We start from the raw sequence: 20,602 nt of genomic DNA on the forward strand, positions 1-20,602 counted from the left end.
ATCACTTGAAGCGGTGAACGTTCGACAGTTGCTTGTTGACGCTGAAATTCTTGCGATAAATCAGTGCCATTTTGCCGATGACCTGTACCAGGTCTGCCTTGCCGGTCTTGCACAGTTCAGCAACGGCAGCCAGGCGGGCTTCGCGATCGAGGATGTTGAGCTTGATCTTGATCAGCTCGTGATCGCTCAGCGCGCGTTCCAGTTCGGCGAGTACGCCTTCAGTCAAACCGTTGTCAGCCACAGTCAAAACCGGTTTCAGATGGTGGCCAATGGATTTGTATTGTTTCTTCTGCTCTTGAGTGAGCGGCATAATCTGACCCCTGCGTCTGATCTTGTAAAAAGCGGCGGCCAGTTTACCCGAGCAAGTCCGGGACCGCCCACTTAATCACGACCCGTTTTATTTTTAGAGGTGGCCCGTGGCCCGTTCCAAGACTAGCCAGAACTGGCTCAGAGAGCATTTCAACGATCCGTACGTCAAAATGGCGCAAAAAGACGGCTATCGCTCGCGTGCCAGCTATAAATTATTGGAGATTCAGGAAAAGGATCGTTTGATCCGTCCAGGCATGACTGTGATCGACCTCGGCGCGGCGCCAGGTGGGTGGTCCCAGGTGACCAGTCGTCTGATCGGCGGTCAGGGCCGCTTGATCGCTTCCGATATCCTGGAAATGGACAGCATCCCCGATGTGACCTTCATCCAGGGGGATTTCACGGAAGACGCCGTCCTGGCAAAAATTCTGGAGGCCGTCGGAAATACGCAGGTTGACCTTGTGATTTCCGATATGGCCCCCAATATGAGTGGATTAGCGGCTGTCGACATGCCTCGTGCAATGTTCCTCAGCGAGCTGGCCCTGGATCTTGCCGGGCGGGTTTTGCGTCCGGGCGGTGATTTTTTGATCAAGGTCTTCCAAGGTGAAGGCTTCGACGAGTACCACAAGGGCATGCGCAAACTGTTCGACAAGGTGCAAATGCGCAAGCCATTGTCGTCCCGCGACCGCTCTCGCGAGCAGTATCTGCTGGCGCGAGGCTTCCGCGGGATTGAAGGCGCAGCCAGCGATGAGCGTCTTTGATACGGGGCGATAGTTTTTTTTGTCTCGCGTTGCGAAAGTTGCGTAACGAAAATTACGCGACCAAAGTTTCACAAAGGGTTACAGACGGCGCCTGCCAGAGTCGTAGGTAATGTAGTAAGTTAGGCCGGTGAATATCATGCGAAGCGCGCGCCAGTAGCGGAGCTTGCTTCAGAGGGTAGTTAATTGAACGATATGGCAAAGAATCTGATCCTGTGGTTGATCATCGCCGCTGTCCTTGTGACCGTGATGAACAACTTCTCCAGCCCTAACGAGCCGCAGACCCTCAACTATTCCGACTTCATCCAGCAGGTCAAGGATGGCAAGGTCGAGCGCGTGGCCGTCGATGGCTATGTGATTACCGGCAAGCGCACCGATGGCGACAACTTCAAGACCATTCGTCCGGCAATCCAGGACAATGGTCTGATCGGCGACCTGGTGGACAATCATGTCGTGGTCGAAGGCAAGCAGCCTGAGCAGCAAAGCATCTGGACCCAACTCCTGGTAGCCAGCTTCCCGATCCTGGTGATCATCGCGGTGTTCATGTTCTTCATGCGCCAGATGCAGGGCGGTGCCGGCGGCAAGGGCGGGCCGATGAGCTTTGGTAAAAGCAAGGCCCGGCTGCTCTCGGAAGATCAGGTAAAGACTACCCTGGCCGACGTTGCAGGTTGCGACGAAGCCAAGGAAGAGGTCGGTGAACTGGTCGAATTCCTGCGCGATCCGGGCAAGTTCCAGCGATTGGGCGGCCGTATTCCACGCGGCGTTCTGATGGTCGGCCCGCCGGGTACCGGTAAAACCTTGCTGGCCAAGGCTATTGCCGGCGAAGCCAAGGTGCCGTTCTTCACCATTTCCGGTTCCGATTTCGTTGAAATGTTCGTTGGCGTGGGTGCCAGCCGTGTTCGTGACATGTTCGAGCAGGCCAAGAAACACGCCCCTTGCATCATTTTCATCGACGAAATCGACGCCGTTGGTCGCCATCGTGGCGCCGGCATGGGTGGCGGTCACGACGAGCGCGAGCAGACCCTCAACCAGTTGTTGGTCGAGATGGACGGTTTCGAAATGAATGACGGCATCATCGTGATCGCCGCCACCAACCGTCCGGACGTACTCGACCCTGCGCTGCTGCGTCCTGGCCGTTTCGACCGTCAGGTTGTGGTGGGGCTGCCGGACATTCGTGGTCGTGAGCAGATCCTCAAGGTCCACATGCGCAAAGTGCCGATGGGTGACGATGTTGCTCCGGCAGTGATCGCTCGCGGTACGCCGGGCTTTTCCGGTGCCGACCTTGCGAACCTGGTCAACGAAGCGTCGCTGTTCGCCGCTCGTACCGGCAAGCGCATCGTGGAAATGAAGGAATTCGAACTGGCCAAGGACAAGATCATGATGGGCGCGGAGCGCAAATCCATGGTCATGTCGGAGAAAGAAAAGCAGAACACGGCTTACCACGAGGCGGGTCATGCAATCGTCGGTCGTGTGGTACCTGAGCATGATCCGGTCTACAAGGTCTCGATCATTCCGCGCGGTCGTGCCCTGGGTGTGACCATGTTCCTGCCGGAAGAAGATCGCTACAGCCTGTCCAAGCGAGCGCTGATCAGCCAGATCTGCTCGTTGTATGGCGGTCGTATTGCCGAGGAGATGACCCTGGGCTTCGACGGCGTGACCACTGGTGCCTCCAATGACATCATGCGTGCCAGCCAGATTGCTCGAAACATGGTCACCAAGTGGGGGCTGTCCGAGAAGCTGGGGCCGTTGATGTATGCCGAGGAGGAGGGCGAGGTGTTCCTCGGTCGTGGCGGTAGCGGCCAGCACGCCAGTTTCTCTGGCGAGACGGCCAAGCTGATCGACTCCGAAGTTCGTAGCATCATTGACCAATGCTATGGCACTGCCAGGCAGATTCTCACGGACAACCGTGACAAGCTCGATGCCATGGCTGACGCCCTGATGAAGTACGAAACCATTGATGCCGACCAGATCGACGACATCATGGCCGGCCGTGTGCCCCGTGAACCGCGGGACTGGTCTGGTGGTGGTACCGGTACCTCGGGTACGCCTCCTGCGGTACAGGGCGAGCGTCCTGAAACGCCGATCGGCGGTCCGGCTGCTGACGTCTAAGGCTTGAAATGACTTCTGTTCAGTCCTCGACCCGGTTGCCTTGCGGCAACCGGGTTCTTGATTTGGCCCATGTGCATGTCATGGGCATTCTCAATGTCACTCCCGATTCCTTTTCCGATGGTGGTCGATTCAGCCAGCTCGACGCTGCGTTGCGGCATGCCGAGGCGATGGTGGCCGCCGGTGCGACGCTGATCGACGTTGGTGGCGAATCGACCCGGCCGGGCGCACGGGCTGTCTCGCCTACCGAAGAGCTGGAGCGAGTTGCGCCAATTGTCGAGCGTATACACCGCGAACTCGATGTCATTATATCGGTCGATACCTCCACGCCGGCGGTCATGCGCGAAACTGCGCGACTGGGCGCGGGCTTGATCAACGATGTACGATCCTTGCAGCGCGATGGCGCCCTGGATGCTGCCGCCGCCACTGGTTTGCCGGTTTGCCTGATGCATATGCTCGGCGAGCCCGGGACCATGCAGAACGACCCGCACTATCAGAATGTGACCAGGGAAGTCGGTGAGTTCCTGGCGGAGCGTCTGGATCAGTGTGCTGCTGTGGGCATTCCGGCCGAGCGGGTCATTCTTGATCCAGGGTTCGGCTTTGCCAAGACGCTGGCTCATAATCTGAGCCTTTTCAAACATATGGATGCCTTGCATGCGCTGGGGCGGCCCCTGTTGGTCGGGGTTTCGCGAAAGAGCATGATAGGCAATGCCCTGGGTCGTCCGGTGGGAGAGCGCCTGTATGGTGGTCTCGCGCTCGCTGCCTTGGCCATTACAAAAGGTGCGCGCATATTGCGGGTGCACGATGTGGCCGAAACGATGGACGTTGTGCGGATGATCGCAGCAGTGGATTCAGCCGAATAAGAATGACGGAGCACTTATGAGCAAGAAATACTTTGGCACCGACGGTATTCGTGGTCGGGTCGGCGAATACCCTATTACCCCTGATTTCATGCTCAAGCTCGGCTGGGCGGCCGGCATGGCATTCCGCAAAATGGGAGCCTGCAAGGTGCTGGTCGGCAAGGACACGCGAATTTCCGGCTACATGTTCGAATCGGCGCTCGAGGCCGGCCTGACGTCGGCGGGCGCCGATGTGATGCTGTTGGGCCCGATGCCGACGCCGGCCATTGCCTACCTGACGCGTACATTCCAGGCCCAGGCTGGCATCGTGATCAGTGCTTCGCACAACCCGCATGATGACAACGGCATCAAGTTCTTCTCCGGCCAGGGTACCAAGCTGCCGGATGATATCGAGCTGATGATCGAAGAGCTGCTGGACACGCCGATGACGGTGGTTGAGTCGAGCAAGATCGGCAAAGTGTCGCGGATCAACGATGCGTCGGGGCGCTACATCGAGTTCTGCAAAGGCAGCGTACCGACCGGTACCAGCTTTTCGGGCCTGAAAATCGTGGTCGATTGCGCTCATGGTGCAACCTATAAAGTCGCGCCGAGTGTATTTCGCGAGTTGGGTGCCGAGGTGGCTGTGCTCTCTGCCCAGCCAAACGGGCTGAACATCAATCACAACTGTGGCTCCACCCATACCGAGGCGTTGCAGGCAGCGGTGCTGGCCGAACAGGCAGATCTGGGGATTGCCTTCGATGGCGACGGTGATCGAGTCCTGATGGTCGATCACACCGGTACGGTTGTCGATGGTGATGAGTTGCTGTTCATCATTGCTCGCGATCTGCACGCGCGCGGCAAGCTGCAGGGCGGAGTGGTCGGTACGTTGATGAGCAACCTCGGGCTCGAGTTGGCCTTGGCGGAACTGGATATCCCCTTCGTGCGGGCCAATGTGGGTGACCGCTACGTGATCTCGGAGTTGCTGGAGCGCAGTTGGGTGATTGGGGGCGAGAACTCCGGTCACATCGTGTGCTTCGACCATACCACCACGGGTGATGCGATCATCGCTGCCTTGCAGGTACTGATGGCGCTCAAGGCGCGCAATGAAGGGCTCGCACAGTCGCGCCAGGCTTTGCGTAAATGTCCTCAGGTGCTGATCAACGTACGTTTCGGTGGTGGTGAGAACCCGATCGAGCATGAGACGGTCAAGCAGGCCAGCGAGCGTGTAACGCAGGCGATGGGCGGGCGCGGGCGCGTGTTGTTGCGCAAGTCCGGCACTGAGCCATTGGTGCGTGTCATGGTCGAGGGCGAGGATGAGGCACAGGTTCGCGGTTATGCCGAAGAGCTGGCAAAACTTGTTACTGAAGTTTCTGCCTGAATTCGGCTTGCCAGTCATGAATCGGTTGGGTAACATCTGCGCCCACTTTGACCGACGAGGTACAGCATGCGTCGCCCTATGGTAGCTGGTAACTGGAAGATGCACGGTACCCGCGCCAGCGTCGCTGAGCTGATCAATGGCCTTCGTCATCTGGCCTTGCCAAGCGGTGTTGATGTCGCGGTATTCCCGCCCTGCTTGTATATCAATCAAGTGATTGATGGCTTGAAGGGTAAGTCGATTTCGGTCGGCGCGCAGAACTCTGCGGTGGAGCCCATGCAAGGCGCGTTGACCGGTGAAATTGCGCCGAGTCAGTTGGTGGATGCAGGTTGTTCCCTGGTCTTGGTCGGGCATTCAGAGCGTCGCCTGATCATGCGCGAGCAGGACAGCACCTTGATTCGCAAATTTGCTGCGGCTCAGGCCTGTGGTCTGATTCCGGTGTTGTGTGTAGGGGAAACCCTCGAGCAGCGTGAAGCTGGGAAGACCCTTGAAGTTGTCGGGCGTCAGCTGGGCAGCATCATCGAAGACTTGGGTGTCGGTGCTTTTGCAAAGGCGGTCATAGCTTACGAGCCGGTCTGGGCCATTGGCACCGGGCTGACTGCTTCGCCGCAACAAGCGCAGGATGTGCACGCCGCCATTCGCGCGCAGTTGGCGGCAGAGAATTCTGAAGTGGCACGAGGTGTGCGGCTTCTATACGGCGGCAGCGTGAAGGCGGCCAATGCGGTCGAACTGTTCGGCATGCCGGATATCGATGGGGGGCTCATTGGTGGAGCGTCCCTGAATGCAGATGAGTTCGGTGCGATTTGTCGCGCCGCGGGAAACTGAAAAAATGCTGGAAACAGTCGTAGTCGTTTTTCATCTGCTGGGTGCACTGGGCGTAGTTGCTCTCGTATTGCTGCAGCAGGGTAAAGGTGCGGATGCTGGTGCGTCTTTCGGTGCAGGTGCTTCAAATACTGTGTTCGGAAGCCAAGGTTCCTCTACCTTTCTTAGTAAGTTTACTGCTATACTTGCCGCCGCTTTCTTCATGACTAGCTTGGGGTTAGGTTACTTTGCTAAAGAGAAGGCTCATGAGCTGACTCAAGTAGGTTTGCCAAACCCAGCAGTGCTGGAAGCGCCAAAGCAACAACCGGCTTCTGATGATGTCCCGGTGCTTCAAGAGCAAAAGTCGGCCAACCCGGCGACTGACGTACCTCCAGCTCAAGAGCAGAAGTAAGAAGGTTTCAAACGCTGTATTGCCGAGGTGGTGGAATTGGTAGACACGCAACCTTGAGGTGGTTGTGCCCATAGGGTGTAGGGGTTCGAGTCCCCTTCTCGGTACCAATTATCAGGAGAGCCCGCGATTGCGGGCTTTCTTGTAGGTGGAAGGGTTACATTGACCCTGTAAGGGATCGGTCGTATACTTCCGCCCCAGCTTTGTCGCGGGATGGAGCAGTCTGGTAGCTCGTCGGGCTCATAACCCGAAGGTCGTCGGTTCAAATCCGGCTCCCGCAACCAGTTTCAGGGGCCCCTTCCAAGGGGCTTTTTGTTAGCTGGACACTTTACAACGCCGCTATTCGACGGCGTTTCAGGGATGGGCGATTCGCCCATTTTTTTTATTTGCACAGCATGCACAAACATGCACGAGGGGGTTCAGGTGTCGAGCAAGCTAGAACAGTTGCAGGCCTTGTTGGCCCCGGTGGTCGTGGCCCTTGGCTATGAATGCTGGGGTATTGAGTTTTCGGCTCAAGGTCGCCACTCACTGTTGCGCGTTTATATCGATAAGGAAGGCGGCGTGTTGGTGGATGATTGCGCCATCGTCAGCCGTCAGATCAGCGGTGTACTGGATGTCGAAGATCCAATCACCTCCGAATACACCCTTGAAGTTTCCTCGCCTGGCATGGAACGCCCTCTGTTCACCCTTGAACAGTTTGCTTCGTTTGCCGGTGAACAAGTGAAGATCAAGCTGCGCTCGCCTTTCGAAGGTCGACGCAACTTTCAAGGCCTTCTGCGCGGTGTAGAAGAGCAGGACGTCGTGGTGCAGGTAGATGACCATGAGTTCCTGTTGCCGATCGATATGATCGACAAGGCCAACATTATTCCCAGTTTTGACTGATACGTGCCAGATACTGCGGATCCCGCGGATCCAATGGCTTGCGAAAGGCGAGGCGTACGATGAGCAAAGAAGTACTGCTGGTTGTTGAGTCGGTATCCAATGAAAAGGGCGTACCGGCTAACGTTATTTTTGAAGCGCTGGAGTTGGCTCTGGCCACTGCCACTAAAAAGCGATTTGAAGACGAAGTTGATTTGCGTGTGGAAATCAATCGCCACACCGGTGCCTATGAGACTTTCCGTCGCTGGACGGTAGTCGAGGAAGCCGACCTGGACGATCCGGCTATCGAAACCTGGCCGAGCAAGGTTGCAGAAACGCATCCTGGCGCCAAGGTTGGTGATGTCGTCGAAGAAAAAATCGAATCCATCGAGTTCGGTCGCATTGCTGCACAGACTGCCAAGCAGGTCATTGTGCAAAAAGTTCGCGAAGCAGAGCGTGCACAAGTTGTCGACGCCTATCGCGAGCGCCTGGGGGAAATCATCTCCGGCACCGTGAAAAAAGTTACCCGCGACAACGTGATCGTCGACCTGGGCAACAACGCCGAAGCGTTGCTGGCCCGTGAAGACATTATTTCTCGCGAAACTTTCCGAGTTGGCGTGCGCCTGCGCGCGTTGCTCAAGGAAATCCGCACCGAGAACCGCGGCCCGCAGCTGATCCTGTCGCGTACCGCGCCGGAAATGCTGATCGAGTTGTTCCGCATCGAAGTGCCGGAAATTGCTGAAGGCCTGATCGAAGTAATGGCTGCCTCCCGTGATCCGGGTTCGCGTGCCAAGATCGCGGTCCGCTCCAAGGACAAGCGCATCGACCCGCAGGGTGCTTGCATCGGCATGCGTGGTTCGCGTGTCCAGGCCGTATCCGGCGAGTTGGGCGGCGAGCGTGTGGACATCGTCCTGTGGGACGATAACCCGGCTCAGTTTGTGATCAACGCCATGTCGCCTGCTGAAGTGGCGGCAATTATCGTCGACGAAGATGCCCATGCCATGGACATCGCCGTTGGCGCAGACAATCTCGCTCAGGCCATCGGTCGTGGTGGTCAGAACGTGCGTCTGGCTAGCCAACTGACCGGCTGGACCCTGAACGTGATGACCGAATCGGACATCCAGGCTAAGCAACAAGCTGAAACCGGCGACATCCTGCGCAATTTCATCGACGAGCTGGAAGTCGATGAAGAGTTGGCGCAGGTGCTGGTGGATGAAGGCTTTACCAGCCTGGAAGAGATTGCCTACGTACCGGTGGAAGAAATGCTCAACATCGACGGCTTTGACGAGGAGATCGTCAACGAGCTTCGCGCTCGGGCCAAGGATCGTTTGTTGACCAAAGCTATCGCTACTGAGGAAAAGCTGGCAGACGCCCATCCGGCCGAAGACCTGCTCTCGCTTGAGGGCATGGACAAGGATTTGGCGATGGAACTGGCGGTGCGCGGCGTAATTACCCGCGAAGACCTGGCCGAGCAGTCTATTGACGATCTGCTCGACATCGACGGCATTGACGATGATCGTGCCGGCAAGTTGATCATGGCCGCCCGAGCCCACTGGTTCGAGTAATTAGGCGCGGCCTGAGGAGAGAAGTGCATGACGCAAGTCACGGTGAAACAACTGGCCGATGAGGTCAAAACACCGGTAGAGCGCCTGTTGCAGCAGATGCGTGAGGCAGGTCTGCCGCACACCGCCGCCGAGGAACATGTGACCGACAGTGAGAAGCAGTCCCTGCTGACTCACTTGAAGAGCAGTCACAAGGCGAAAGTGGAAGAACCGCGCAAGATCACTCTGCAGCGTAAAACCACCAGCACCCTGCGTGTTGCCGGTAGCAAAAGCATCAGCGTTGAAGTACGCAAGAAGAAAGTCTTCGTACAGCGCAGCCCGGAAGAAATCGAAGCCGAGCGCAAACGCGAACTGGAAGAACGTCGCGCAGTAGAAAATGCTGCACGTCAGAAGGCTGAAGAAGAAGCCAAGCGTCGCGCCGAAGAAGAAGCGCGTCGCCAGCCTGCTGCTGCGCAATCGGCTCCGGTCGAAGCTGTTGCGGCACCTGCCGCAGTCGCCGAGCCTGTGCGTGAAAGCGCACCGGTCGTGGCGCCAGCGCCTGCACCTGCGGCTGATACTCGCAAGCGCGACGAACAGCGTCGTCCGGACAAGCCACGTGCCGACGACAACCGTCGTGGCAGTGGTGATGGCGAGCGCAAAAATGCTCCTCATCGTGCTTCGGTCAAGGAAAAGGCGCCGGCACCACGCGTTGCGCCACGTACCACCGACGAAGAAAGCGATGGCTTCCGTCGCGGCGGTCGCGGCAAGGCCAAGCTGAAGAAGCGCAACGCCCACGGTTTCCAGAGCCCTACCGGCCCTGTCGTGCGTGAAGTGAAGATCGGCGAGACCATCACTGTGGGCGATCTGGCCCAGCAGATGTCGGTCAAGGCTGCTGAAATCATCAAGTTCATGTTCAAGCTGGGTACGCCAGCCACCATCAACCAGGTACTGGATCAGGAAACTGCCCAACTGGTTGCTGAAGAGCTGGGCCACAAAGTGACCCTGGTCAGCGACACTGCCCTGGAAGACTCCCTGGCCGAGTCCCTGAAGTTTGAAGGTGAGGCGGTTTCCCGTGCGCCGGTCGTGACCGTAATGGGCCACGTTGACCACGGTAAAACTTCCCTGCTCGACTACATTCGTCGTGCGAAGGTTGCGGCAGGTGAGGCTGGCGGTATTACCCAGCACATCGGTGCCTACCACGTTGAAACCGACCGCGGCATGGTGACGTTCCTCGACACCCCGGGTCACGCCGCGTTTACCGCGATGCGTGCCCGTGGTGCCAAGGCGACTGACATCGTGATCCTGGTGGTTGCGGCGGACGACGGCGTGATGCCGCAAACCATCGAAGCCGTTCAGCATGCCAAGGCTGCTGGCGTACCGCTGGTGGTTGCGGTGAACAAGATCGACAAGCCGGGCGCCGATCTCGATCGCATCCGTAGCGAACTGTCGGTTCACGGCGTGACCTCCGAAGAGTGGGGTGGCGACACTCCATTCGTACCGGTCTCGGCGAAGATGGGTACCGGTGTTGACGAACTGCTCGAAGCTGTTCTGTTGCAAGCCGAAGTCCTGGAACTGACTGCGACACCTTCGGCTCCAGGCCGTGGTGTGGTCGTTGAATCGCGTCTCGACAAGGGCCGTGGTCCGGTTGCGACCGTCCTGGTTCAAGACGGTACCCTGCGCCAAGGCGACATGGTACTGGTCGGTTCGAACTACGGCCGTGTACGTGCCATGCTCGACGAGAACGGCAAGTCCATCAAGGAAGCCGGTCCGGCTATCCCGGTCGAGATCCTCGGCCTGGACGGCACCCCGGACGCTGGCGACGAGATGAGCGTTGTGGCTGACGAGAAGAAAGCCCGTGAAGTGGCTCTGTTCCGTCAAGGCAAGTTCCGCGAAGTCAAACTGGCTCGTGCTCACGCAGGCAAGCTGGAAAACATCTTCGAGAACATGGGTCAGGAAGAGAAGAAGACGCTCAACATCGTCCTCAAATCCGACGTCCGTGGTTCCCTCGAAGCGTTGAACGGCGCCTTGAATGGCCTGGGTAACGACGAAGTGCAAGTGCGTGTGGTCGGTGGCGGTGTCGGTGGTATCACCGAATCCGATGCCAACCTGGCACTGGCCTCCAACGCTGTACTGTTCGGCTTCAACGTGCGTGCCGATGCCGGCGCTCGCAAGATCGTCGAGCAGGAAGGCCTGGATATGCGTTACTACAACGTGATCTACGACATCATCGAAGACGTCAAGAAAGCCCTGACCGGTATGTTGGGCAGCGACGTGCGGGAGAACATCCTGGGCGTGGCTGAAGTACGTGACGTGTTCCGTTCGCCGAAGTTCGGCGCGATCGCCGGTTGCATGGTGATCGAAGGTGTCGTTCACCGTAACCGTCCAATCCGCGTACTGCGTGAAGACATCGTTATCTTCGAAGGCGAGCTGGAATCCCTGCGCCGCTTCAAGGATGACGCTTCCGAAGTTCGTGCCGGCATGGAATGCGGTATTGGCGTCAAGAGCTACAACGACGTCAAGGTCGGCGACAAGATCGAAGTCTTCGAGAAGGTCCAGGTTGCTCGCAGCCTCTGACTCGCGTACTTCAAGAGCCGCACCGGGCAGCCGCATGAACATGCGCTGCCTCGCTGGCGGGCTCTAAACGCAACGCCCGGTCTGGCTTTTGTCAGGCCGGGCGTTTGCCGCTTTCAGACCTCACGGGTTTGACCGTGGGGCAGTAACAGGTAACAAGACATGGCAAAAGAATATAGCCGTACCCAACGAATCGGCGATCAGATGCAGCGTGAGCTGGCCCAACTGATCCGCCGCGAAGTCAAAGACCCGCGCGTCGGCCTGGTCACCATTACCGCTGTGGAAGTCAGCCGTGACGTCGGTCATGCCAAGATTTTCATCACGGTGATGGGGCAGGACAGCGCCGAAGAAATCGCCCAAAGCATCAAGGTGCTCAACTCGGCAGCCGGTTTCCTGCGTATGCAGTTGGCCCGGGAGATGAAGTTGCGCAGCGTTCCACAGCTGCACTTCCATTACGACGAAAGCGTCGTGCGGGGGGCGCACCTGTCGGCGTTGATCGAGCGTGCCGTGGCTGAAGACAGTCAGCACCCGGTTGCGGCTGAACCCGAAGACACCAAGGAGTAATCGGTGGCTCAGGTCAAACGTATCCGTCGTAACGTCAGCGGCATCATCCTGCTCGACAAGCCGTTGGGGTTCACTTCCAACGCGGCGTTGCAGAAGGTTCGCTGGCTGCTCAATGCCGAGAAGGCCGGGCACACCGGTAGCCTCGATCCGTTGGCCACCGGCGTATTGCCGCTGTGCTTCGGTGAGGCGACCAAGTTCTCCCAGTACCTGCTCGATTCCGACAAGGGTTATGAAACCCTGGCGCAACTGGGCAAGACCACCACCACGGCGGACGCCGAGGGTGAGGTTTTGCTGGAGCGCCCGGTGACCGTTGGTCAGGCTGATATCGAAGCTGTGCTGCCAGGATTTCGCGGGCAAATCAGTCAGATACCGCCGATGTACTCGGCCCTCAAGCGTGATGGCCAGCCGTTGTACAAGCTGGCTCGTGCAGGCGAAGTAGTGGAGCGCGAACCGCGTTCTGTTACTATTGCGCGCTTGGAATTGCTGGCCTTTGACGGTAACACTGCGCGGCTGGCCGTGGATTGCAGCAAAGGCACCTATATCCGTACCCTGGTGGAGGATATCGGCGAGCAGCTCGGTTGTGGCGCATACGTGGCAGAATTGCGACGGACCCAGGCTGGGCCTTTCACGTTGGCCCAGACGGTCACGCTCGAAGAGCTCGAAGCGGTACATGCCGAAGGCGGCAACGAAGCGGTCGACCGTTTCCTGATGCCATCGGACAGCGGGCTGCTGGACTGGCCGCTGTTGCAGTTCTCGGAACACAGCGCGTTCTACTGGCTCAACGGCCAGCCGGTACGTGCCCCGGACGCGCCGAAGTTCGGCATGGTTCGGGTGCAGGATCACAATGGTCGCTTCATCGGTATCGGTGAAGTGAGCGAAGACGGGCGTATTGCGCCGCGTCGACTGATTCGGTCGGAATGACCGGAACCAGTCTGCGTAACAGCAGGCTGGCGAGTGTGGCTGTTAACAGGCACGGTCACTACTCATTTATAGATACAGGGATTTGTCCCTGGCCTGTTGAAGCTGTTTCTTTGAAACAGCTTCCTGACTAAAAGGATTGCCTCATGGCTCTCGACGTTCAAGAAAAAGCTCAAATCGTAGCTGACTACCAGCAAGCTGTTGGTGACACTGGTTCGCCAGAAGTGCAAGTTGCACTGCTGACCCACAACATCAACAAACTGCAAGGTCACTTCAAGGCCAACGGTAAAGATCACCACTCCCGTCGTGGTCTGATCCGCATGGTAAACCAGCGTCGTAAGCTGCTGGACTACCTGAAAGGCAAGGACGTGAGCCGTTACAGCGCTCTGATCGCTCGCCTGGGTCTGCGTCGCTAATCAGCGATTGCGCTAGAGGTTGGTTGTCTGTCGTGCGTCAGGGGGTTCCCGCTGGCGTATGGCAGGCTCCCAGCCTCAAGTTTTATCTGGATACACGTTTTACCCTGGACAGACGTCGGGCCGATTCCCGCCATTGCCCAAGAATTTCGCAAGAAGACAAGTTCCCCAAGAGCCACAAAGAAGGTAGGACACCGTGAACCCGGTAATCAAAAAATTCCAATTCGGTCAGTCGACCGTTACCCTCGAGACTGGCCGTATCGCCCGTCAGGCCTCCGGCGCAGTGCTGGTCACCGTTGACGACGACGTCAGCGTATTGGTGACCGTTGTCGGTGCCAAGCAAGCCGATCCAGGCAAAGGCTTCTTCCCTCTGTCTGTTCACTACCAGGAAAAGACTTACGCTGCCGGTAAGATCCCTGGCGGTTTCTTCAAGCGTGAAGGCCGTCCTTCCGAGAAAGAAACCCTGACTTCCCGACTGATCGACCGTCCGATCCGTCCGCTGTTCCCAGAAGGTTTCATGAACGAAGTGCAGGTTGTCTGCACCGTCGTTTCCACCAGCAAGAAAACCGATCCGGACATCGCTGCGATGATCGGTACCTCGGCTGCCCTGGCCATCTCCGGCATTCCTTTCGATGGCCCGATCGGCGCTGCCCGCGTCGCGTTCCACGAAAGCACCGGCTACCTGCTGAACCCGACCTACGAGCAACTGAAGGCGTCGAGCCTGGACATGGTCGTGGCCGGTACTTCCGAAGCGGTGCTGATGGTTGAATCCGAAGCCAAGGAGCTGACCGAAGACCAGATGCTGGGCGCCGTACTGTTCGCCCACGACGAGTTCCAGGTGGTGATCAACGCTGTCAAGGAACTGGCCGCCGAAGCAGCCAAGCCAACCTGGGCCTGGGCTCCACAAGCCGAAGCCACCGAACTGCTGGGCGCGATCCGTGCCGAGTTCGGCGAAGCGATCTCCCAGGCCTACACCATCACCGTCAAAGCCGACCGTTATGCACGTCTGGGCGAGCTGAAAGACCAGGTGGTCGCCAAGTTGTCGGGTGAAGAAGGCCAGCCATCGGCCAGCGACGTCAAAGCCGCTTTCGGTGAAATCGAATACCGCACCGTTCGCGAAAACATCGTCAACGGCAAGCCGCGTATCGACGGTCGCGACACCCGCACCGTACGTCCGCTGAACATCGAAGTTGGCGTCCTGCCGAAGACCCACGGTTCGGCATTGTTCACCCGTGGCGAAACCCAGGCCCTGGTCGTTGCCACACTGGGTACCGCCCGTGACGCGCAACTGCTGGACACCCTGGAAGGCGAAAAGAAAGACCCGTTCATGCTGCACTACAACTTCCCTCCGTTCTCGGTAGGCGAGTGTGGCCGCATGGGTGGCGCCGGTCGCCGCGAAATCGGTCACGGCCGTCTGGCCCGTCGTTCGGTCCAGGCCATGCTGCCAGCCGCTGACGTGTTCCCGTACACCATTCGCGTGGTATCGGAAATCACCGAGTCCAACGGTTCTAGCTCCATGGCTTCGGTCTGCGGCGCTTCCCTGGCCCTGATGGACGCTGGTGTGCCGATGAAGGCGCCGGTTGCCGGTATCGCCATGGGCCTGGTGAAGGAAGGCGAGAAATTCGCCGTCCTGACCGACATCCTGGGTGACGAAGACCACCTGGGCGACATGGACTTCAAAGTGGCTGGTACCGCCAAAGGCGTCACCGCACTGCAGATGGACATCAAGATCAAGGGCATCACCGAAGAGATCATGGAAATCGCCCTGGGCCAAGCCCTGGAAGCGCGCCTGAACATCCTCGGCCAGATGAACCAGATCATCGGTCAGTCCCGTACCGAGCTGTCGGAAAACGCTCCGACCATGATCGCGATGAAAATCGACACCGACAAAATCCGTGATGTCATCGGTAAAGGCGGCGCGACCATCCGTGCGATCTGTGAAGAAACCAAGGCTTCGATCGACATCGAAGACGACGGCTCGATCAAGATCTTCGGCGAAACCAAGGAAGCGGCAGAAGCAGCGCGCCAGCGCGTCCTGGGCATCACCGCAGAAGCCGAGATCGGCAAGATCTACGTAGGCAAGGTTGAACGCATCGTCGACTTCGGCGCCTTCGTCAACATCCTGCCGGGCAAGGACGGTCTGGTTCACATCTCCATGCTGAGCGATGCTCGCGTCGAGAAAGTGACCGACATCTTGAAAGAAGGTCAGGAGGTGGAAGTGCTGGTACTGGACGTGGACAACCGCGGCCGTATCAAGCTGTCCATCAAAGACGTGGCAGCAGCCAAGGCATCGGGCGTTTAATCAGCCCTTCGCTTAGCCGCTGAACAAGCAAACGCCCCGACTGGTTCGGGGCGTTTTGCTGTGTGGTGAAAATCCCTGTGTCGCAGGTTGCCTGGCTACGGGGGACGGTGCTAGTTTTAGCCACCGCCCGTGTAGCTCAGCCGGTAGAGCAGCGCACTCGTAACGCGAAGGTCGCAGGTTCGATTCCTGTCTCGGGCACCATCCCCCTCGTTATTTCACCTTCCTGCTCAGTTCCTCGACCGTGCGTTTGAGCTGGTCCATCTGACTGTCCTGATCGCTGAGCTCCCGTTTCAGGGACGAAATCTCGCTGTTGCTCGAACTCGAACTGGAGCCGCTATTGCGCTTGAGTTCTTCCACCTGCTTGCCAAGGTCCTTCAGATCGTCTTCCTGTTCCTTGATCGTGCGCTTGAGCTCGTCAATCTCCTTGCTGCTGGAGTTGGAGCTGGATCCACTGTTGCGCTTGAGCTCTTCGATCTGACGGGCCTGTTCGGCAAGGACGCGCTTCTGGTTTTCCAGTTCGTCAGTATTGTTTTTCACGGTTTTTGGCAGGCTTTCCAAGGCGCTGGCGCTGACATTGGTCTTGACGAGCTTGTACTTATCAAATTGGTCATGATGAAGAGCAGGAATGGCGTCGTCGTAAGACGGCGTAGCGGAGGAGACTTCGACAGCCGCTTGAGCAGCACCAGCCAAGGTCAGGCTGCCGAGTAGCAAAGCCGCGGTAGCAAGCCGGGTCGACGAACGTTTCGAAAAGCTGCGCATCACTGGGGTCCTTGTGAAGTGCCGGCATGGCACATGGCTATGACTGGTTATTTTGACAGATGTTCCCAGGCTCCCCTGGTTTCTCATGCGCATGGTTTTTTGTGGGATAGATGTAAAGAACCATGTAAATCGTCAGCAAAACGTCCTATATTCGTTGCCTGCATGTGCATCGCCCAGCAGTTTTCAGATGATCCCCGAATGGTTCTGAAGGCCAGATAAACCGGGCTTCACACGGTTTTTTGCGTCAGAGAGATCCTTGATGATCCAGATCCATCTTCCATTCCCCAGATCAACGAGAACGCCATGACTGTTAAAGAATTGACCCAGGAAGCCAGACACGAAGAAGCGCTGAAGAAGTACGTGCTGGACGCGCCCCAACTGCTGGAAGAGATCAAGGACTTGTCCGCCGACGATCAGAAAGACCAGATCCAGTGGGCATTCGAGGATGAGGCTGAAGCCCAGGGGCTGCAGCCTTGGGAGTTGACGCTCAAGTACACCAGCACGCCTGAAGAGTTCGAGGCGCAGCGCCTTGCGTTGCACAAGGAAGCGGCCGAGGTGTTGGGTGTGGAATGGGATGAATACTGCGAGATGAATAATCTGGTGGTCTGAAAAAAACGCCAGCCTTTTCGAGGCTGGCGTTTTTTGTTGTCAGAGGCTCAACCGCATCGACAGGTCCACCGCCTTCACATCCTTGGTCATCGCCCCGATCGAGATGTAGTCCACCCCGGTCTCGGCAATCGGGCGCAACGTGCTTTCGTTGATCCCGCCGCTGGCCTCCAGTTTCGCCTTGCCGCCATTCAGGCGCACGGCTTCACGCATGTCGTCCAGGCTCAGTTCGTCGAGCATGATGATGTCGGCATTGGCCGCCAGCGCTTCTTTCAATTCCGCCAGGCTTTCCACTTCTATTTCCACCGGCTTGCCCGGCGCAATCTTGTGGGCGGCGGTGATGGCCTGGGCGATGCCGCCGCAGGCAGCAATGTGGTTTTCCTTGATCAGGAACGCATCGTAGAGCCCGATGCGGTGGTTATGGCAGCCGCCGCAGGTGACGGCGTATTTCTGGGCCAGGCGCAGCCCGGGCAGGGTCTTGCGGGTGTCCAGCAGCTTGACCTGAGTGTCGGCGACGAAATCGGCCAGGTAGCGGGCCCGAGTGGCGACCCCCGAGAGCATTTGCAGGAAGTTCAGCGCACTGCGTTCGCCGGTCAGCAGCGAGCGGGCCGGGCCTTCGAGGTGGAACAGCGCCTGGTTGGGATTCACCCGCTCGCCATCGCGCACTTGCCAATGCACTGCGACGCGCGGGTCCAATTGCCGGAACACCGCATCGACCCAGGCAGTGCCGCTGATGATCGCGGTCTCGCGGGTAATGATGGTGGCCTTGGCCAAGCGTTCGGCGGGGATCAGTTGCGCAGTGATGTCGCCGCTGCCGATGTCTTCGAGCAACGCACGGCGCACGTTGGCTTCGATTTCGGCGGTCAGATCGGCGAGGCGTAGGTTCGGCATAACGGGCTCCACAAACAAAGTGGCCCGATTATAGGCCTGCAGGCCAGTCTCACAAACATTGTTGCCTTTTTGAGCGCGTCTATTGCCGGTCACCAAGCCAAAAGTGAGCGGACCCAAGTGCGGGTACCGAAACCTGCATTTGGTCGCATGCACGCAACATTTACCCGATTCCCCGGTCACTTATTGCGAAGTATTTCGAGCTGCGTCACAGAGTCTGCTGGTACGACGGGGTTCTTTTGCCAGATAATCCGCCTTTCGATTGACGTCATAGCTTTGACGTTGCGAACCGAAGAATGCCGTTTCAGGAGGCTTGGATGCATAACGACGGGAATGTAGTGCCTTTGCACAAGGTTTCTACCGATCAGGCGAATCATTCGCCGCTCGCCCGCCTGCCTGTGATTCTGCTGCAGGTTCGCGACAAGGCTGCGCAGCAGTTGCGCTTCGGTTTGCAGGGGCTGTTCGATAATGCCGACGATACACTGTTCGAAATGGCAGACCGGGCGCGCAACGATGTCGAACAGAACTTGTTCTTCGAAGCCATGCGCGACTTGCGCCTGAAACGCAAAAGTATTGAGCGCGGGTTTATCGAGCAGTTTTTCGAGGCTTTTGTTGGCCTGGCCCAATACGATCTGACTCAAGCCACCTTGGCCCCCGTTCTGGCCCCGGGCCTCCAGGCTCAGCCGACGCATGACGACCTGGAGCGCCATCTGGCGGTCGAGACCATGGTCACGCGGGTGCTCGGGCGCGATGGTGTGTCGCTCGATCAATTGACGGCCCGCCTTGGCGCATTGCTGGACCGGCCGTTGACGACTCAGCAGAATCCCCTGAGTCCGGCGTTGTTATGTGAGAGCTTTCTCCAGGCCGGACGCAACCTAGGGGTGGGGATCAAGGTCAAGCTGATCCTGCTCAAACTGTTCGAACGCTATGTGCTTAGCGAGTGCGACCAGCTCTATACCGAGGCCAATCAGTTGCTTGCTGCCACTGGGGTCTTGCCGGATCTCAAGGTCTTGCCGTCCCGCCGTGCTTCGGATCGTGTCGACGATAGCCCCCTGCCCCCGGTCGACAACGCTGCCAAGCCCAGGGCTGCGGAGGTGGATGACAGCGTGCACGAGGTATTCGCCGCGTTGCAGAAGCTGCTACGGCAAGTGCGTGGCAGTGTGGCGCCGACGCTGGAGGCCAGCGCTGCGGCCCAGCCGATCTCGACCCGTGACCTGCTGCGACTGCTCTCTCATTTGCAGCAATATGTTCCGGCGCCAACCCTTCAGGACGAATTTGATCTGCGTAGCCAGCTCGAACAACTGCTGACCCGGGTCAGTGTCAGGAGTGGCAAGTCTCGGGTGGTCGAAGGCGCCGACGAGGACGTGATCAACCTGATTTCGATGATGTTCGAGTTCATCCTCGACGACCATAACCTGCCGGACTCCCTCAAGGCCCTGATCGGTCGCCTGCAGATCCCGATGCTCAAGGTGGCGGTGCAAGACAAGAGCTTCTTCAGCCGCGGCAATCATCCGGCCCGGCGCCTGCTCAATGAAATTGCCGCCGCGGCCATGGGCTGGGGCGCTTGCGACGATCATCAGCGCGATAGCCTGTACCTGCGCATCGAGCAGGTGGTGCAGCGCTTATTGAATGATTTCGTCGACGATCCGGCGATTTTCTCCGAACTGCTGGCCGACTTCCTGGCCTTCACCAGCGATGAGCGGCGTCGCAGTGAACTGCTTGAACAGCGCATTCGTGATGCTGAAGAGGGGCGGGCCAAGGCCGAGCTGGCGCGCCAGCGAGTCGAGGGGGCGCTGAATCAGGTCATGCTGGGCAAGGTGTTGCCGCAAGCGGTGGTGGAGTTCGTGCAACACGCCTGGAGCCAGGTGTTGTTGCTGACCTGTTTCAAGCACGGCAAGTATTCGGCCGAGTGGCAGGCCGACGTATCGACCCTGGAACAGTTGGTCTGGAGCGTCCAGCCGCATGATGAACCCGATGCTGGCCTGCGTTTGCTGGCGATAGTGCCAGAGCTGCTCAAGGCCTTGCGCGAAGGCCTGAACCGATCGGCGTTCGACCCGTTTGCCACCAGCGAATTTTTCAGCGAACTGGAGGCTCTGCACGTGCAGGCCCTGGAGCGCATGGGGCAGGCAACGGAGCAGGCCCAGTCGTTCGATTCGCCGGTCATGGTCCAGGTGCAGGAGAAAATTGTCCTGCGTTCCGCTCACAATGCTCCGGCGGACAACGCCGAGGTACGTTTGCCGGCCGATGACGTTGGCCTGATGCAGGTGGATCAATTGCGCCTGGGCAGCTGGGTTGAGTTCCAGGAGGACGATGAAAACAGCCTGCGGTGCAAATTGGCGGCGATCATCGAGGCCACCGGCAAGTACATCTTCGTCAACCGCACCGGCCTGAAAGTGCAGGAGCATAGCCGCACCAGCCTGGCCCTGGAGTTTCGCCGGGGCGCAGTGCGCCTGTTGGACGATACCCTGCTGTTCGATCGGGCGTTGGAGTCGGTGCTGGGCAATCTGCGTCAGCTCAATCGCGGCAAGTGATCGCGCGATCAGGTCCGATCACGGCATACTGGTGGCATCACGGTCGTCTTCGAAGGA

18 protein-coding genes and 3 tRNA genes are annotated in these 20,602 nt (G+C 58.4%); 18 read left to right on the forward strand and 3 right to left on the reverse strand.

The genetic code is table 11. The annotated features are described in order from the left end of the window. Nucleotide 1: 1 nt before the first annotated feature. Complete coding sequence (locus tag J9870_RS03970; protein ID WP_003197704.1) at nt 2–310, reverse strand: YhbY family RNA-binding protein; 309 nt, start codon at nt 308–310, stop codon at nt 2–4. A 106-nt stretch (nt 311–416) separates the two neighbouring features. Between J9870_RS03970 and rlmE the strand changes: the two genes are divergently transcribed. The 16 genes from rlmE (at nt 417) to J9870_RS04050 (ending at nt 15,962) form a co-directional block, all read left to right on the forward strand. Beyond that, nucleotides 417–1,067, forward strand: coding sequence for a 23S rRNA (uridine(2552)-2'-O)-methyltransferase RlmE (gene rlmE / locus J9870_RS03975; RefSeq protein WP_210642797.1), 651 nt, complete (start codon nt 417–419; stop codon nt 1,065–1,067). A gap of 192 nt (nt 1,068–1,259) precedes the next feature. Continuing rightward, on the forward strand, nt 1,260–3,173 hold the full coding sequence (ftsH, locus tag J9870_RS03980) for an ATP-dependent zinc metalloprotease FtsH (protein ID WP_210642798.1): 1,914 nt from the start codon (nt 1,260–1,262) through the stop codon (nt 3,171–3,173). Between the two features lie 8 nt (nt 3,174–3,181). After that, entirely contained in the window at nt 3,182–4,033 is an 852-nt protein-coding gene (gene folP / locus J9870_RS03985; protein ID WP_210642799.1) for a dihydropteroate synthase, read from the forward strand. A 16-nt stretch (nt 4,034–4,049) separates the two neighbouring features. After that, nucleotides 4,050–5,387 carry a phosphoglucosamine mutase gene (gene glmM / locus J9870_RS03990; RefSeq protein ID WP_210642800.1) on the forward strand — a complete coding sequence of 446 codons (1,338 nt, stop codon included), beginning with the start codon at nt 4,050–4,052 and terminating at the stop codon, nt 5,385–5,387. Between the two features lie 66 nt (nt 5,388–5,453). Beyond that, nucleotides 5,454–6,209 (forward strand): triose-phosphate isomerase, encoded by a 756-nt coding sequence (tpiA, locus tag J9870_RS03995; protein WP_210642801.1) that lies wholly within the window; start codon nt 5,454–5,456, stop codon nt 6,207–6,209. A gap of 4 nt (nt 6,210–6,213) precedes the next feature. Continuing rightward, nucleotides 6,214–6,597, forward strand: a complete 384-nt coding sequence (gene secG / locus J9870_RS04000; RefSeq protein ID WP_210645100.1) for a preprotein translocase subunit SecG — start codon at nt 6,214–6,216, stop codon at nt 6,595–6,597. Between the two features lie 21 nt (nt 6,598–6,618). Beyond that, nucleotides 6,619–6,704, forward strand: a tRNA-Leu gene (locus J9870_RS04005). A gap of 97 nt (nt 6,705–6,801) precedes the next feature. Continuing rightward, nucleotides 6,802–6,878 (forward strand) — tRNA-Met (locus tag J9870_RS04010). 139 nt (nt 6,879–7,017) lie between these two features. Next, nucleotides 7,018–7,476 carry a ribosome maturation factor RimP gene (rimP, locus tag J9870_RS04015; RefSeq protein ID WP_013692254.1) on the forward strand — a complete coding sequence of 153 codons (459 nt, stop codon included), beginning with the start codon at nt 7,018–7,020 and terminating at the stop codon, nt 7,474–7,476. Nucleotides 7,477–7,535: 59 nt separating this feature from the next. Continuing rightward, nucleotides 7,536–9,017 carry a transcription termination factor NusA gene (gene nusA, locus J9870_RS04020; RefSeq protein WP_003197716.1) on the forward strand — a complete coding sequence of 494 codons (1,482 nt, stop codon included), beginning with the start codon at nt 7,536–7,538 and terminating at the stop codon, nt 9,015–9,017. Nucleotides 9,018–9,044: 27 nt separating this feature from the next. Then, a complete protein-coding gene (infB, locus tag J9870_RS04025; RefSeq protein WP_210642802.1) occupies nt 9,045–11,567 on the forward strand; it encodes a translation initiation factor IF-2 in 2,523 nt (840 codons plus the stop codon). A 159-nt stretch (nt 11,568–11,726) separates the two neighbouring features. Continuing rightward, nucleotides 11,727–12,128 (forward strand): 30S ribosome-binding factor RbfA, encoded by a 402-nt coding sequence (rbfA, locus tag J9870_RS04030; RefSeq protein WP_003177871.1) that lies wholly within the window; start codon nt 11,727–11,729, stop codon nt 12,126–12,128. 3 nt (nt 12,129–12,131) lie between these two features. After that, complete coding sequence (gene truB / locus J9870_RS04035; protein WP_060739216.1) at nt 12,132–13,049, forward strand: tRNA pseudouridine(55) synthase TruB; 918 nt, start codon at nt 12,132–12,134, stop codon at nt 13,047–13,049. A gap of 143 nt (nt 13,050–13,192) precedes the next feature. Continuing rightward, nucleotides 13,193–13,462 carry a 30S ribosomal protein S15 gene (gene rpsO, locus J9870_RS04040; RefSeq protein ID WP_003197723.1) on the forward strand — a complete coding sequence of 90 codons (270 nt, stop codon included), beginning with the start codon at nt 13,193–13,195 and terminating at the stop codon, nt 13,460–13,462. 193 nt (nt 13,463–13,655) lie between these two features. Next, a complete protein-coding gene (gene pnp, locus J9870_RS04045; RefSeq protein WP_058543783.1) occupies nt 13,656–15,761 on the forward strand; it encodes a polyribonucleotide nucleotidyltransferase in 2,106 nt (701 codons plus the stop codon). A gap of 125 nt (nt 15,762–15,886) precedes the next feature. After that, a tRNA-Thr gene (locus J9870_RS04050) sits at nt 15,887–15,962 on the forward strand. A gap of 9 nt (nt 15,963–15,971) precedes the next feature. On the opposite strand, the gene J9870_RS04055 is transcribed toward J9870_RS04050, so the two are convergent. After that, the gene (locus J9870_RS04055; RefSeq protein WP_210642803.1) at nt 15,972–16,520 is read right to left on the reverse strand and encodes a hypothetical protein; all 549 of its coding nucleotides are present in this window, start codon (nt 16,518–16,520) and stop codon (nt 15,972–15,974) included. Nucleotides 16,521–16,823: 303 nt separating this feature from the next. Here J9870_RS04055 and J9870_RS04060 point away from each other — a divergent pair, with 303 nt between their 5' ends. Further along, nucleotides 16,824–17,129: a DUF6388 family protein gene (locus J9870_RS04060; RefSeq protein WP_053181942.1), complete on the forward strand. Its 306-nt coding sequence runs from the start codon at nt 16,824–16,826 to the stop codon at nt 17,127–17,129. 39 nt (nt 17,130–17,168) lie between these two features. Here the strand turns inward: J9870_RS04060 and nadC are convergent, their stop codons facing one another. After that, nucleotides 17,169–18,017: a carboxylating nicotinate-nucleotide diphosphorylase gene (gene nadC, locus J9870_RS04065; RefSeq protein ID WP_210642804.1), complete on the reverse strand. Its 849-nt coding sequence runs from the start codon at nt 18,015–18,017 to the stop codon at nt 17,169–17,171. Between the two features lie 314 nt (nt 18,018–18,331). Between nadC and J9870_RS04070 the strand changes: the two genes are divergently transcribed. Continuing rightward, entirely contained in the window at nt 18,332–20,545 is a 2,214-nt protein-coding gene (locus J9870_RS04070; RefSeq protein WP_210642805.1) for a DUF1631 domain-containing protein, read from the forward strand. The last annotated feature ends 57 nt before the right edge of the window (nt 20,546–20,602 follow it).

Origin of the sequence: Pseudomonas sp. Tri1 (assembly GCF_017968885.1) — a bacterium.
Taxonomy (GTDB): domain Bacteria; phylum Pseudomonadota; class Gammaproteobacteria; order Pseudomonadales; family Pseudomonadaceae; genus Aquipseudomonas.

Excerpts from the sequence above, each read along its gene's own strand:
- J9870_RS04060 (WP_053181942.1), top strand. The coding sequence starts at position 16,824 with ATGACTGTTAAAGAATTGACCCAGGAAGCCAGACACGAAGAAGCGCTG.
- tpiA (WP_210642801.1), top strand. The coding sequence starts at position 5,454 with ATGCGTCGCCCTATGGTAGCTGGTAACTGGAAGATGCACGGTACCCGC.
- ftsH (WP_210642798.1), top strand. The coding sequence starts at position 1,260 with ATGGCAAAGAATCTGATCCTGTGGTTGATCATCGCCGCTGTCCTTGTG.
- J9870_RS04070 (WP_210642805.1), top strand. The coding sequence starts at position 18,332 with ATGCATAACGACGGGAATGTAGTGCCTTTGCACAAGGTTTCTACCGAT.
- J9870_RS04055 (WP_210642803.1), bottom strand. The coding sequence starts at position 16,520 with ATGCGCAGCTTTTCGAAACGTTCGTCGACCCGGCTTGCTACCGCGGCT.
- nusA (WP_003197716.1), top strand. The coding sequence starts at position 7,536 with ATGAGCAAAGAAGTACTGCTGGTTGTTGAGTCGGTATCCAATGAAAAG.
- folP (WP_210642799.1), top strand. The coding sequence starts at position 3,182 with ATGACTTCTGTTCAGTCCTCGACCCGGTTGCCTTGCGGCAACCGGGTT.
- glmM (WP_210642800.1), top strand. The coding sequence starts at position 4,050 with ATGAGCAAGAAATACTTTGGCACCGACGGTATTCGTGGTCGGGTCGGC.
- J9870_RS03970 (WP_003197704.1), bottom strand. The coding sequence starts at position 310 with ATGCCGCTCACTCAAGAGCAGAAGAAACAATACAAATCCATTGGCCAC.
- secG (WP_210645100.1), top strand. The coding sequence starts at position 6,214 with ATGCTGGAAACAGTCGTAGTCGTTTTTCATCTGCTGGGTGCACTGGGC.
- infB (WP_210642802.1), top strand. The coding sequence starts at position 9,045 with ATGACGCAAGTCACGGTGAAACAACTGGCCGATGAGGTCAAAACACCG.
- nadC (WP_210642804.1), bottom strand. The coding sequence starts at position 18,017 with ATGCCGAACCTACGCCTCGCCGATCTGACCGCCGAAATCGAAGCCAAC.
- rpsO (WP_003197723.1), top strand. The coding sequence starts at position 13,193 with ATGGCTCTCGACGTTCAAGAAAAAGCTCAAATCGTAGCTGACTACCAG.
- rbfA (WP_003177871.1), top strand. The coding sequence starts at position 11,727 with ATGGCAAAAGAATATAGCCGTACCCAACGAATCGGCGATCAGATGCAG.